We start from the raw sequence: 12,740 nt of genomic DNA on the forward strand, positions 1-12,740 counted from the left end.
GGGGACGGGCCGGAGGGGCCTTGTTCGTGGACGTAAAGCGAAGCAGTCCACGAACAAGGCCCCGGAGGACCGTCACCGCACCCGACACCACCCAGCCCGCCGCAGGCGCAACGGCGAGAAACCCCCGCGGCGGGACGGACGGGTACGTACGGGGGCGCCGCAAAGCGCAACGGCGAGACCCCCACGGCGGGACAGACAGGTACGTAGGCGGCGCCGCCAAGCGCGCAACGACGCGCAACCAGCACGGCGGGACGGCCAGGTACGTGGGAGGCACCCCGCTTAAGCGGGCACGCAACGGCCGTCCTCCGTGCGGTAGTTCCAGCGGGCGCCGTCGGAGACGAGTTCCTTGACCGCTCGGAGGAAGCGGTCGACATGCTCGTCGGGGGTGCCGGCGCCGAAGGAGACGCGGATGGCGTTGAGGGACCGCTCGCCGGGGGCCGCGTCGGGGGCGCCGCACTCGCCGGGGTCCTGCGGGTCGCTGCCCAGCAGGGTGCGGACCAGCGGGTGCGCGCAGAAGAGGCCGTCGCGGACGCCGATGCCGTACTCGGCGGAGAGGGCGGCGGCGAAGTGGGAGCTGTTCCAGCCCTCGACGACGAAGGAGAGCACGCCGACGCGGGGGGCGTCGTCGCCGAAGAGGGAGAGGACGCGCACCTCGGGGACCTCGGCCAGCCCCGCGCGGACCCGCGCGATCAGTTCCTGTTCGCGGGCGACGAGCGTGTCGAAGCCCGCCTCGGTGAGCGCCTTGCAGGCGGAGGCGATGGCGTAGGCGCCGATGACGTTCGGCGAACCGGCCTCGTGGCGGGCGGCCGTGGTGTGCCACTCGACGTCGACGCCGCCGTCCGCGCGCCGCGAGACCTTGCGGCTGGCGCCGCCACCCGCCAGGTACGGGTCGGCGTCCTGCAGCCAGTCCGCGCGGCCGGCCAGCACACCGGCGCCGAACGGCGCGTACAGCTTGTGGCCGGAGAAGGCGACCCAGTCGACGTCGAGTTCGGCGAGGTCGACGGGGTGGTGCGGGGCGAGCTGTGCGGCGTCGAGGACGATCCGGGCGCCGTGCGCATGTGCCGCGGCGGCCAGTTCGCGGACCGGCCACAGTTCGCCGGTGACGTTGGAGGCGCCGGTGACGCAGACCAGGGCCGGCCCGTAGGGCTCGCGGTCGGCGAGCGCGTGCTCCAGGGTCGCGACCGCCTGCTCCGGGGTGCGCGGGGCGTTGAGGTAGCTGACCGTCAGGTCGGCGCGCTGTTCCCAGGGCAGCAGCGAGGCGTGGTGCTCGGTCTCGAAGACGAAGACCCGGGTGTTCCGCGGGAGTACGGCGGCGAGCAGGTTCAGCGAGTCGGTGGTGGAACGGGTGAAGACCAGCTGGTCGTCGGCGCGGCAGCCGAGGAATGCGGCGATCGTGCGGCGGCTGTTCTCGAAGAGGTCGGTGGAGAGCTGCGAGAGGTATCCGGCGCCGCGGTGCACGCTGCCGTAGTAGGGGGCGTAGGCGGCCACGTCGTCCCAGACCCGCTGCAGTGCCGGGGTGCTGGCGGCGTAGTCCAGCGCGGCGTAGTCGACCTCGCCGCCGGTCACGAGCGGGACCAGGACGTCCCGGCCGAGCACCGGCAGCGGGGCACAGACGGAACGGTCGGCGGCAACGGCGGAAACGGACATGGCGAACTCCCGTAAGGCGTAAGTGAATTGAGCGAATTCGCTGCGGCGCGGGAAACGGCGGCGGCGCTTTCGGGTGTGCTGAAGCGCGCGGCGCGGGACGCAGCGGGAAAGGAAAAAGGGCGCGAAAAAGGGGCCTTCGGGCCCTATCGCATTCGCTGATTCACGGAAGTTCTCCCTCGAGGACCAGGATCCCTGGCGAGGGATCCGCGCTTGCCGCAGACCTCGCTGCCTGCGGCCTGGTCATCACCCGGGGCACCCCGCCACGGAAGGAGGGTTGCCGGACAGCGGGCCGGGGCCTGTGTCGCTGTCACTCGTGACCTGCGCAGCATCATGCCACAAGAGCATTTACGCGCAAGGGCTCAGTCCGTATGACGGACTGAGCCCTGCGTCACACCCTGTGTCACCGGCCGCTCAGGCGTTGCTGGCGGCCACCCAGCGCTCCAGTGCGCGCTTGGCCTCGCCCGAGTCGATCGAGACGGCGGCCTGCTCGATGCCGAGGCGGATGCGGTCGGTCAGCGGGGCGTCCGACGGCTCCAGCGCGGCGAGTGCGGCCGCGGAGTTCAGCAGCACCGCGTCACGGACCGGGCCGGTCTCGCCGTCCAGCAGCCGGCGGGCGACGTCCGCGTTGTACGAGGCGTCCGCGCCGCGCAGCGCCTCGACGGGGACGAGGGGGATGCCGACGTCGCGGGGGTCGAAGGGCTCCTCGCGGACCGTGCCGTCGCGCACGATCCAGACCCGGGAGGTGGCGGTGGTGGTCAGCTCGTCGAGGCCGTCGTCGCCGCGGAAGACCAGCGCGGAGGAACCGCGCTCGGCGAGCACGCCGGCCAGGATGGGCGCCATCCGGGCGTCCGCGACGCCGGTCGCCTGGGCCTTCACCCGGGCCGGGTTGGTCAGCGGGCCGAGCACGTTGAACGTGGTGCGGATGCCGAGCTGGCCGCGGGCGTTGGCGACGTGCCGGAGGGCGGGGTGGAACTTCACCGCGAAGCAGAAGGTGATGCCCGCCTCCTGCGCGACCTCGGTGACCCGCTGGGGGGTGAGGTCGAGGTTGACGCCGAGCTTCTCCAGGACGTCGGAGGCGCCGCTGGCGGAGGACGCGGCGCGGTTGCCGTGCTTGACGACCTTGGCGCCGGTGCCGGCCACGACGATCGAGGACATGGTGGAGATGTTGACGGTCTTGGCGCCGTCGCCGCCGGTGCCGACGATGTCGACGCTGGGGCCCGGCACCTCGATCAGCCGGGCGTGCGCGTACATCGTGCGGACCAGTCCGGAGATCTCCGCGACGGTCTCGCCCTTGGCGCGCAGGGCCACCGCGAAGCCGGCGATCTGGGCGTCGCTGGCCTCGCCCCGCATGATCCGGTCCATCGCCCAGGCGGTGTCGTCGGCGGTGAGGTCCCGGCCGTCGAGCAGGGCGTTCAGGATGCCCGGCCAGGTGTGGGCCGCCACGCTGTCGCCGCCCACCGGGGTCACAACGTTCATGGTCCACGCTCCTGGTCTGTGTCCTGCTTATGCAGTCACCCTATCGAGAGGGACGGCACGCCGGAGGGCCCCGTCCGATGCTCGGACGGGGCCCTCTGGGTGGCGTACTACCTACGGTGCGCTACGAGGCACGCGAGGGATCAGTGGTGGCCGTGGCCGCTGGTGATCTCCCGGTACTCCTCGACCGTGGGCTTGGGGATGACGCTGTCCTCGCCGTAGTAGCTCTTGGAGAGCTTGGCGCGGAGCTTCTGCGACCGCTTGATCTTGCGGCGGACGCCGTTCTCGTCGACCTCCGGGCCCAGCTCCAGCGGCTCGGGCTGCTCGTGCTGCGTCAGGAAGTGCAGCTGCTCCTGGTCGAGCGGCTCGTGGACCTCGATGAACTCACCGTGCGGCAGGCGCTTGATGATGCCGGACTCGCGGCCGTGCAGCACCTTGTCCTTGTCGCGCCGCTGCAGACCCAGGCAGATCCGCTTGGTGGCGATGAAGCCCAGCACCGGCCCGACGAAGAACGCGATCCGGACGAACCAGGTGATCGAGTTGATCGACAGGTGGAAGTGGGTCGCCCACAGGTCGTTGCCGCCGCCGATCAGCATCACGAAGTACGCGATCAGCCAGGCCACACCGAAGCCGGTGCGGGTGGGCACGTTGCGCGGGCGGTCCAGGATGTGGTGCTCGCGCTTGTCACCGCGGACCCAGGACTCGACGAACGGGTAGACCGCGATGGCGACCAGGACGAGCGGGAAGAGGAGGATCGGGATGAGCACACCGAAGTTGATGGTGTGGCCCCAGAAGTTCCACTCCCAGCCCGGCATGACACGGACCAGGCCCTCGGCGAAGCCCATGTACCAGTCCGGCTGCGCACCAGTGGAGACCTGGTCCGGCCGGTACGGCCCTATGGCCCACACGGGGTTGATGCTGGCGACCGCGGCGATCACCGAGATCACGCCGAAGACCAGGAAGAAGAAGCCTCCGGCCTTGGCCATGTAGACCGGCAGCAGCGGCATGCCGACGACGTTGGTGTTGGTCTTGCCGGCACCCGGGAACTGCGTGTGCTTGTGGTAGAAGACCAGGATCAGGTGCGCCACCAGCAGGCCGAGCATGATGCCCGGAAGCAGCAGCACGTGGACCGTGAAGAACCTCGGGATGATGTCGTGCCCGGGGAACTCGCCGCCGAAGATGAACATCTGCAGGTACGAACCGACCAGCGGCATCGCCAGGATGACGCCCTCGATGAACCGCACGCCGGTGCCGGAGAGCAGGTCGTCGGGGAGCGAGTAGCCGGTGAAGCCGGTGAACATGCCGAGCACCAGCAGCAGGAAGCCGAACAGCCAGTTGACCTCGCGCGGCTTGCGGAAGGCGCCGGTGAAGAACACCCGCATCATGTGGACCATCATCGCGGCCAGGAAGACCAGCGCCGCCCAGTGGTGGATCTGGCGGATGAGCAGGCCGCCTCGGACGTCGAAGCTGATGTCCAGCGTCGACTCGAAGGCCTGGGTCATCCGGATCCCCTGCATGGGCACGTAGGAACCGTGGTAGGTCACCTCGGCCATGCTCGGGTGGAAGAACAGCGTCAGGTAGACACCGGTCAGGATGATGATGATGAAGCTGTAGAGCGCGACCTCACCCAGCATGAAGGACCAGTGGTCCGGGAAGATCTTGCGCATGTTGGACTTGGCGAGGCTGTAGATGCCCAGCCGGCCGTCCGCCCAGTCGGCGATCCGCTCGCCCCGCGGCGCCTGGCCGCGGCGCGTGGTGGTCGCGCTTGTCTCGTTACTCATCCGCGCTCCCAGAAGCTCGGGCCGACGGGCTCCTCGAAACCGCTGGCGGCCTCCAGGAAGCCGTCCTTCACCGTGATGTGCAGCTGCGGCAGGGCGTGTCCGGCCGGACCGAAGATCACCCGACCGCCGTCGGAGAGGTCGAACGTCGACTGGTGGCAGGGGCAGAGCACGTGGTGCGTCTGCTGCTCGTACAGGCTGATCGGGCAACCCACGTGGGTGCAGATCTTCGAGTAGGCCACGATGCCCTCGTGGGACCACGCGAGTTCCTGCTTGTCCTTGATGTTCTGCGGCTGGATCCGCACGAGCATCAGGGCGTCCTTGGCGATCTTCTCGTTGAAGTCCTCCTGGTCCTCCTCCAGGCCCTCGGGCTTGGCGAAGGTCAGCGAGCCGACCGCGATGTCCTCGGGACGCAGCGGGAGGTTGGTGGACTGGTTGACGAGGCGGACGCCCTTCTTCCAGTTCGTCGTGCGCAGCTTCGTCTCGGGCAGCGGCCCGAGGTCACGCAGCAGGACGACACCGGAGAGCGGCACCAGGGCCAGCGCACCGAACATCGTGTTGCGGATCAGCTTGCGGCGGCCGAACTGCGACTCCTCGGCGCCCAGCTTGAAGTCCGCCAGGACCTTGGCCTTGACCTCGGGGCTGGCCTCGATCGGGTGGCGGTCGTCGGCGACCTCCACGTCCGACATCAGCGTGCGGGCCCAGTGGACCGCGCCGGCGCCGATGCAGAACAGGGCGGCACCCAGCGTCAGGCCGAGCGCGAAGTTCAGCGCGCTGATGTGACCGATCGGCCAGATGTAGACGATCTTGTCGATCGGGATGGCCACGTAGGCGGCGATGAAGGCCACCGTGGCGATCATGGACACCAGGAAGAGCAGGGCGACGGTGCGCTCGGAGCGCCGCGCGGCCCGCTCGTCGATGTCCTGGGCGCGGTGCTCGTGGGCCGGCAGACCCGGGTCGGCGAACGGGTCGTCCGCCGGGCGCACCGCCCCTTCGTGAGCCTCCCGCTCACCGGGCAGAATTTCTTCTGGCACGTCTTCGTGTCGTCCAGTCTCGCTCATGACTTCTTGGCCTTCGTAGTCCGGGCTGCGACCCAGATGGCGACCGCTACCAGCGCGCCCAGGCCGAAGATGTAGCCGAAGAGACCCTCACTGACCGGACCGAGACCGCCGAGGTCGAGGCCGCCGGGGCTCTCGGATTCATCGCCGTTGACGGCGCCGAGGTACGCGATGATGTCCTTCTTGTTCTGCTTGCTCAGCGAGCCGTCACCGAAGGAGGGCATGTTCTGCGGGCCGGTTTCCATGGCCTCGTAGATGTGCTTCGGGTCCACGCCCTCGAGCGTCGGTGCGTACTTGCCGTCGGTGAGGGCGCCGCCCTTACCGGTGAAGTTGTGGCACTGCGCGCAGTTGGTGCGGAACAGCTCGCCGCCCTTGGCGATGTCGGCGCCCTCGGAGTTGTACTGCGACTTCTCCGGAATGGTGGGGCCGGCACCCAGCGATGCGACGTAGGCCGCCAGCTGCTCGCGCTGGGCGTTGTTGTAGATCGGCCTCTTCCGCGGCACCTGCGCGCCGGGCTGCTGGGCCGGCATGCGGCCGGTGCCGACCTGGAAGTCGACGGCTGCGGCACCGACGCCGACCAGGCTCGGGCCGTCGGTGGTGCCCTGACCGCCGGTGCCGTGGCAGCTGGCACAGCCCACGGCGTAGAGCTTCTTGCCCTCCTTGATGGCAAGGGACTGGGCGGTGTCATCGGCCTGAGCCTTGTCCGCCGGCGCGAACGCGGCGTACAGCCCCCCGGTGACCGCCAGCGCGAAGAGTAGGACGACGAGCGCCGCCAGCGGATGGCGCCGTCGTGCGGAGAGCTTTTTCACGGATTACCCCGGTGTCAGGATCTTCTGCGTCGATGCTTTGGCTATGTCTGTCTGATCTTTCGGTCCGGTCGGACCGGTTACCGGATCAGGTAGATCGTGGCGAAGAGGCCGATCCAGACGACATCGACGAAGTGCCAGTAGTAGGACACGACGATGGCCGCGGTGGCCTGCGTGTGGGTGAACCTCTTGGCCGCGTACGTCCTGCCCAGGACCAGCAGGAAGGCGATCAGACCGCCCGTCACATGCAGTCCGTGGAATCCGGTGGTCAGGTAGAACACCGAGCCGTACGGGCCGGACGAGAGCGACAGGCCCTCGTGCTTGACCAGCTCGGTGTACTCGAAGACCTGACCGCCGATGAAGATGGCACCCATGATGAAGGTGACCACGAACCACGCCCGCAGCTTCTTGACGTCGCCGCGCTCGGCCGCGAAAACGCCGAGCTGGCAGGTCAGCGAGCTGAGCACCAGGATCGTGGTGTTGGTCGCGGAGAACGGAAGGTTCAGCGCGCTGGCCGATTCCTTCCAATAAGCCTCTCCGGTCACGGATCGAAGGGTGAAGTACATCGCGAAGAGGGCCGCGAAGAACATCAGCTCGGAACTCAGCCAGATGATGGTTCCGACGCTGGTGAGGTTCGGCCGATTGACCGACGGGTGCGCGTGCCCGGTTTCTACTGTCGTTGCTGTCGCCACGACCGACATTATGTCGGTCGCTTATCCCGCCCTCACTCCGGGGGGTGCCGTTCGGTGTGTCAAGGACGTATGCCCTGCTCGTACGGCCCATTTCCGGCATCGCCCGAAGGGGGGAAGGCCGGCCGCCGGTGCGGTCCCCCGGCTCGCGCGGACCTGGTGCTGACGGGCCGTCGGGCAGATCTTCGGCCCTTTCGCCCCCTGCTGCGGGGGCCCGCCGCGGGAGTAGCATCCGGCCCATCAGCCCCACCCGATGCTGTGCCGCTACGAAGAGCGTGGAGGAACGATGCAGGCGACTGCCACGGTGCTGGTCTACAGCGACAACGCGGGCACCCGCGAGCAGGTCCGGCTGGCGGCCGGCCGGCGCCCCGCCGCCGATGCCCCGGAGATCGAGATCCTGGAATGCGCCACCGCGCCGGCGGTCCTCGAAGCCCTGGAGCAGGGCGGCATCGACGTCTGCGTGCTGGACGGCGAGACCGCGCCGGCGGGCGGTATGGGGGTCTGCCGGCAGATCAAGGACGAGATCTTCCGCTGCCCGCCGGTGCTGCTGCTGATCGGCCGCCCCCAGGACGCCTGGCTGGCCACCTGGAGCCGGGCGGACGCGGCGGTGACCCATCCGATCGACCCGGTGGCCTTCGCCGACGCCCTGGCCGGCCTGCTGCGCCGCAGGAACCTCGTACAGGCCTGAGGCGCCGCGCTGAGGGCCGCCTGGCGCCCGCTAGATCTTCGGGCGCAGCCGGGCGTCGGAGCCGGGGTCCTGCTGGCGCTCGGCGGCTCCTGTGGTGCTGGAGGCCTTGTTCTTGAGTGCGCTGCCGGCGCGCCATTCCTTCCAGGGCATGTTCCAGTCGCCGAAGCCGTTGTCGAACGGCGTCATGGTGTCGCCGCCGCTGTTGATGACCTTGACGATGTCGCCGACCCGCACGGTGTTGAAGAACCACTGCGCGTTGCCGGTGGACATGCCGGTACAGCCGTGGCTGACGTTCGCCGCGCCCTGTGATCCGACGGACCAGGGCGCGGCGTGCACGTACTCGCCGCTCCAGGTCACCCGGGTGGCCCAGTAGACCGGCAGGTCGTAGGAGTCCGAGCTGCCGGCGGCGATGCCGACGGTGGAGCTGCGCATCCGCACGAAGCTCTCCTTGCCCAGGACGACCTTGACGCCGTTGCGGGTGGAGAAGCCGGGCTTGCCGGTGGTGACCGGGATGGTGTTGATGGACGTGCCGTTGCGCAGCACGGTCATCTGGTGGGCCGCCGCGTCGGTGATGGCTTCCAGGCGGTCGCCGGTGGTGAGTTTGACGGGCTTGGAGGGCCCGCCGTAGAGCCCCTTGGCGATCTTCAGGCCGGTCAGGTTGCTGTGCACCGAGATGGTGGCGTGGGCCGGCCAGTAGACCTTCGGGCGGAAGTGCAGTTTCTTGTCGTCCACCCAGTGCCAGGCGCCCTCGACGCGCGGCATGGAGTCGACCTTCAGGGCGCTTTCGACGATGGCCCGGGCCTTGGGGTCCTTGATGGGCCGGCTCAGCTCGGCGGTGACCGGCTGGCCGACGCCGTATTCGCCGCTCTCGGGGCCGAAGGTGGCGGTCAACTGGCCGTCCGCGTCGGTGGTGTGCACCACCAGCGTCTTGCGGCCGGGGGTGCCGTCGTCCTCCTCGGTGCTGACCCGCACCGTGTAGCGGGTGCCGGCGGCCAGCGGGACCGTGGTGCGCCAGTGCCTGCCGTCGGCGCTCAGTTCGCCGCGTACGAAGCGGCCGGTGGAATCGGTGGCGGTCACGTCCGTGATCCGCGCGTCGTCATCCTTGACGGAGACCTCGATCGGTTTGTCGGGGTCGGCTTTCTGCTTTCCGTCCGGGGTGTTGGCGGTGATCTGGTCGCCCGCGTCGTAGGGATTGGCGGAGAGCGGTTCCGACGCCGAGCCCCCGCACGCGGCAGTGCTCACCGCGAGGGGCACGAGCAGGAGGCCGCAGCTCAGCACCGTCCGGGTTCGAGGTCTGTGACTCATGCCCCAAAAATATGAAGAATCACCTGCTCCAGCGCGCTGGAGGACTGCAAACGGGTAGCCCCCGCTTCCGCCGAACGGTGCGGGCCCGGACACCTGTTGAGGTGTCCGGGCCCGCTGTACGGCGTGTTGCCGTGCATCTACCGCTTCGTACGCCTACTGCGTGCGGTTCTCGCCGTGGTAGTACTCGAAGACCCAGCCGAAGAGGCCGACCAGGATCACCGGCAGGGAGAAGTACAGCAGCCACCAGCCGAAGACGACGCCCAGGAAGGCGAGCGCTCCACCGACGGCCAGGGACAGCGGCTGCCAGCTGTGCGGGCTGAAGAAGCCCAGCTCACCGGCGTCGTCGGAGACCTCCGCGTTCTCGTTGTCCTGTGCGCCCGCGTCGACCCGCCGGGCCGTGAAGGCCAGGTAGTAGCCGACCATGATGCACAGGCCGAAGGCGAGGAAGAGTGCGGTGGTACCCGCGGGCTCCTTCGACCAGACGCCATAGACGATCGCCATGGCCAGGACGAAGACGGAGAGCCAGATGAACATCTTGCCCTGGATCTTCACTTGCCCGCCTCCTTGCCACCGGCGATGGCCTTGTCCTCGTCAGTGCCGTGGCCGTTGTGCAGCGCGTCGAGGGCCGCGATCTCCGGGTGGTGCAGGTCGAACGCCGGGGATTCGGAACGAATGCGCGGCAGGGTGAGGAAGTTGTGCCGCGGCGGCGGGCAGGACGTCGCCCATTCGAGCGAACGGCCGTAGCCCCACGGGTCGTCGACCTCGACCTTCTTGCCGTACTTGGCGGTCTTCCAGACGTTGTAGAGGAACGGCAGGATCGACAGGCCCAGCACGAACGAGCTGATCGTCGAGATGGTGTTCAGCGCGGTGAAGCCGTCGGCCGCGAGGTAGTCCGCGTAACGGCGCGGCATGCCCTCGGCACCCAGCCAGTGCTGGACGAGGAAGGTGCCGTGGAAGCCGATGAACAGCGTCCAGAACGTGATCTTGCCGAGCCGCTCGTCGAGCATCTTGCCGGTGAACTTCGGCCACCAGAAGTGGAAGCCGGAGAACATCGCGAAGACGACCGTTCCGAAGACGACGTAGTGGAAGTGCGCCACGACGAAGTACGAGTCGGAGATGTGGAAGTCCATCGGCGGCGAGGCCAGGATGACACCGGTCAGACCACCGAAGGTGAAGGTGATCAGGAAGCCGACCGCCCAGAGCATCGGCGTCTCGAAGGACAGCGAGCCCTTCCACATCGTGCCGATCCAGTTGAAGAACTTCACACCGGTCGGAACGGCGATGAGGAACGTCATGAAGGAGAAGAACGGCAGAAGGACGCCGCCGGTGACGTACATGTGGTGCGCCCACACCGTGACCGAAAGACCGGCGATCGAAATCGTCGCCGCGATCAGACCGATGTAACCGAACATCGGCTTCCGGGAGAACACCGGAATGACCTCGGAAATGATGCCGAAGAACGGCAGCGCGATGATGTACACCTCGGGGTGTCCGAAGAACCAGAAGAGGTGCTGCCAGAGCAATGCCCCGCCATTTGCGGCGTCGAATACATGGGCACCGAATTTACGGTCCGCCTCCAGGGCGAACAGCGCGGCGGCCAGGACCGGGAAGGCCAGCAGGACCAGGACACCGGTCAGCAGCACGTTCCAGGTGAAGATCGGCATCCGGAACATCGTCATGCCAGGCGCACGCATGCAGATGATCGTGGTGATGAAGTTGACCGAACCGAGGATCGTGCCGAAGCCGGAGAAGGCCAGACCCATGATCCACATGTCGGCGCCGACGCCCGGCGAGCGGACCGCGTCCGACAGCGGGGAGTAGGCGAACCAGCCGAAGTCGGCGGCACCCTGCGGGGTGAGGAAGCCGGCCACGGCGATCAGCGAGCCGAAGAGGTACAGCCAGTAGGCGAACATGTTCAGCCGCGGGAACGCCACGTCGGGCGCGCCGATCTGCAGCGGCATGATCCAGTTCGCGAAACCGGCGAACAGCGGCGTCGCGAACATCAGCAGCATGATCGTGCCGTGCATCGTGAACGCCTGGTTGAACTGCTCGTTCGACATGATCTGCGTGCCGGGACGGGCCAGTTCGGCGCGCATGAGCAGCGCCATCAGGCCGCCGATGCAGAAGAACGCGAACGACGTGACCAGGTACATCGTGCCGATGGTCTTGTGGTCAGTGGTCGTCAGCCACTTCACGGCGGCGATACCGGGTTGCTTCTTGCGTGCGGGCGGGGCAGCCGGAGCCGTATCGGCGGCGGCACCCTGAGGTTCGTTGAGGATGCTCACTGGTTCTTCGTCTCCGCATTCCTGGCGTGATCCGTCTGCTTGATGCCCGACGGCAGGTATCCGGTCTGGCCCTTCTTCGCCAGGTCCTTCAGGTGCGCCCGGTACCGCTCAGGGGACACGACCTTGACGTTGAAGAGCATCCGAGAGTGGTCGACGCCGCAGAGCTCGGCGCACTTGCCCATGAAGGTGCCCTCCTTGTTGGGGGTCACCTCGAAGACGTTGGTGTGGCCCGGGATGACGTCCTGCTTCATCAGGAACGGCACCACCCAGAAGGAGTGGATGACGTCGCGCGAGGTCAGCACGAACTGGACCGACTCGCCCTTCGGCAGCCACAGGGTCGGTCCGGGGTTGCCGGTCTGCGGGTTGCGCTCGCCCGGGGTGCCGGTGTCGTAGACACCGTCGGCACCGGCCGGTGCGGTCTTCTTCCACTTGTCCGGAATAGCGGAGAGTGCGCTGGAGTTGATGTTGGTGGTCGACTTGTTGCCGTCCACGTTCTCCATGTAGTTGAACGCCCAGCTCCACTGGAAGCCCACCACGTTGATGACGTGGTCCGGCTTCTTGGAGGTCTTCAGAAGCGCGCTCTCATCACGTGCGGTGAAGTAGAACAGCACCGCGATGATGATGAAGGGGACGATCGTGTACAACGCCTCGATCGGCATGTTGTACCGGGTCTGCGCGGGGACCTCCACCTTGGTCCTGCTACGGCGGTGGAAGATCACGCTCCAGATGATCAGGCCCCAGACCAGCACGCCCGTTGCGAGGGCGGCGGCCCAGGAGCCCTGCCAAAGAGAGAGGATCCGCGGCGCCTCGTCGGTGACGGGCGTTGGCATGCCGAGGCGGGGGAAGTCCTTGTATGTGCAACCTGTTGCGGTCGCCAGGACCAGGCCCGCAGCAAGCACCTGCGGCAGCTTCCGCCGCATCGGGCGCCGCGACGAGCGGTCGGAGCCGTTGGGACTCACGTAGCGCCTTCCCGAGAGTCTCGCCCGCGCGGTCGGCTGCGGCCTTACTCGC

The 12,740-nt window shown here is 68.1% G+C and carries 12 protein-coding genes and 1 riboswitch; of the genes, 2 read left to right on the top strand and 10 right to left on the bottom strand.

Annotated elements, in window-relative coordinates; genetic code table 11:
* Nucleotides 1-279: 279 nt before the first annotated feature.
* A complete protein-coding gene (locus ACFV1J_RS34545; RefSeq protein ID WP_385864922.1) occupies nt 280-1,647 on the bottom strand; it encodes an aminotransferase class V-fold PLP-dependent enzyme in 1,368 nt (455 codons plus the stop codon).
* Between the two features lie 27 nt (nt 1,648-1,674).
* Between ACFV1J_RS34545 and ACFV1J_RS34550 the strand changes: the two genes are divergently transcribed.
* Entirely contained in the window at nt 1,675-1,806 is a 132-nt protein-coding gene (locus ACFV1J_RS34550; RefSeq protein ID WP_385864924.1) for a hypothetical protein, read from the top strand.
* A 42-nt stretch (nt 1,807-1,848) separates the two neighbouring features.
* Nucleotides 1,849-1,966: riboswitch (SAM riboswitch) on the bottom strand.
* 92 nt (nt 1,967-2,058) lie between these two features.
* On the opposite strand, the gene trpD is transcribed toward ACFV1J_RS34550, so the two are convergent.
* The 5 genes from trpD to ACFV1J_RS34575 form a co-directional block, all read right to left on the bottom strand.
* Nucleotides 2,059-3,123 carry an anthranilate phosphoribosyltransferase gene (gene trpD / locus ACFV1J_RS34555; RefSeq protein WP_385864925.1) on the bottom strand — a complete coding sequence of 355 codons (1,065 nt, stop codon included), beginning with the start codon at nt 3,121-3,123 and terminating at the stop codon, nt 2,059-2,061.
* 140 nt (nt 3,124-3,263) lie between these two features.
* Nucleotides 3,264-4,901, bottom strand: coding sequence for a cytochrome bc complex cytochrome b subunit (locus tag ACFV1J_RS34560; RefSeq protein ID WP_385864927.1), 1,638 nt, complete (start codon nt 4,899-4,901; stop codon nt 3,264-3,266).
* The gene (locus ACFV1J_RS34565) at nt 4,898-5,959 is read right to left on the bottom strand and encodes a Rieske 2Fe-2S domain-containing protein (RefSeq protein ID WP_385864929.1); all 1,062 of its coding nucleotides are present in this window, start codon (nt 5,957-5,959) and stop codon (nt 4,898-4,900) included. The genes ACFV1J_RS34560 and ACFV1J_RS34565 overlap by 4 nt, the downstream gene beginning before the upstream one ends.
* The gene (locus tag ACFV1J_RS34570) at nt 5,956-6,765 is read right to left on the bottom strand and encodes a c-type cytochrome (RefSeq protein ID WP_385864931.1); all 810 of its coding nucleotides are present in this window, start codon (nt 6,763-6,765) and stop codon (nt 5,956-5,958) included. The genes ACFV1J_RS34565 and ACFV1J_RS34570 overlap by 4 nt, the downstream gene beginning before the upstream one ends.
* Nucleotides 6,766-6,842: 77 nt before the next feature.
* Nucleotides 6,843-7,463, bottom strand: a complete 621-nt coding sequence (locus tag ACFV1J_RS34575) for a heme-copper oxidase subunit III (RefSeq protein WP_006606088.1) — start codon at nt 7,461-7,463, stop codon at nt 6,843-6,845.
* A gap of 274 nt (nt 7,464-7,737) precedes the next feature.
* On the opposite strand from ACFV1J_RS34575, the gene ACFV1J_RS34580 reads away from it, so the two are divergent.
* On the top strand, nt 7,738-8,139 hold the full coding sequence (locus ACFV1J_RS34580) for a hypothetical protein (protein WP_030812816.1): 402 nt from the start codon (nt 7,738-7,740) through the stop codon (nt 8,137-8,139).
* Between the two features lie 30 nt (nt 8,140-8,169).
* On the opposite strand, the gene ACFV1J_RS34585 is transcribed toward ACFV1J_RS34580, so the two are convergent.
* The 4 genes from ACFV1J_RS34585 to coxB all read right to left on the bottom strand — a co-directional run bounded on the left by ACFV1J_RS34585 (nt 8,170) and on the right by coxB (nt 12,688).
* Nucleotides 8,170-9,444: an Ig-like domain-containing protein gene (locus ACFV1J_RS34585; RefSeq protein WP_385864933.1), complete on the bottom strand. Its 1,275-nt coding sequence runs from the start codon at nt 9,442-9,444 to the stop codon at nt 8,170-8,172.
* Between the two features lie 153 nt (nt 9,445-9,597).
* Entirely contained in the window at nt 9,598-9,996 is a 399-nt protein-coding gene (locus ACFV1J_RS34590) for a cytochrome c oxidase subunit 4 (RefSeq protein WP_042161924.1), read from the bottom strand.
* Entirely contained in the window at nt 9,993-11,729 is a 1,737-nt protein-coding gene (gene ctaD, locus ACFV1J_RS34595; protein WP_385864936.1) for a cytochrome c oxidase subunit I, read from the bottom strand. Before ctaD ends, ACFV1J_RS34590 begins: the two co-directional genes overlap by 4 nt.
* The gene (coxB, locus tag ACFV1J_RS34600) at nt 11,726-12,688 is read right to left on the bottom strand and encodes a cytochrome c oxidase subunit II (protein WP_385864937.1); all 963 of its coding nucleotides are present in this window, start codon (nt 12,686-12,688) and stop codon (nt 11,726-11,728) included. The genes ctaD and coxB overlap by 4 nt, the downstream gene beginning before the upstream one ends.
* Between the last annotated feature and the right edge of the window lie 52 nt (nt 12,689-12,740).

Origin of the sequence: Streptomyces sp. NPDC059649 (genome assembly GCF_042734445.1) — a bacterium.
In the GTDB taxonomy this organism is placed as follows: domain Bacteria; phylum Actinomycetota; class Actinomycetes; order Streptomycetales; family Streptomycetaceae; genus Streptomyces.

Excerpts from the sequence above, each read along its gene's own strand:
- ACFV1J_RS34545 (WP_385864922.1), bottom strand. The coding sequence starts at position 1,647 with ATGTCCGTTTCCGCCGTTGCCGCCGACCGTTCCGTCTGTGCCCCGCTG.
- trpD (WP_385864925.1), bottom strand. The coding sequence starts at position 3,123 with ATGAACGTTGTGACCCCGGTGGGCGGCGACAGCGTGGCGGCCCACACC.
- ACFV1J_RS34560 (WP_385864927.1), bottom strand. The coding sequence starts at position 4,901 with ATGAGTAACGAGACAAGCGCGACCACCACGCGCCGCGGCCAGGCGCCG.
- ACFV1J_RS34565 (WP_385864929.1), bottom strand. The coding sequence starts at position 5,959 with ATGAGCGAGACTGGACGACACGAAGACGTGCCAGAAGAAATTCTGCCC.
- ACFV1J_RS34575 (WP_006606088.1), bottom strand. The coding sequence starts at position 7,463 with ATGTCGGTCGTGGCGACAGCAACGACAGTAGAAACCGGGCACGCGCAC.
- ACFV1J_RS34580 (WP_030812816.1), top strand. The coding sequence starts at position 7,738 with ATGCAGGCGACTGCCACGGTGCTGGTCTACAGCGACAACGCGGGCACC.
- ACFV1J_RS34585 (WP_385864933.1), bottom strand. The coding sequence starts at position 9,444 with ATGAGTCACAGACCTCGAACCCGGACGGTGCTGAGCTGCGGCCTCCTG.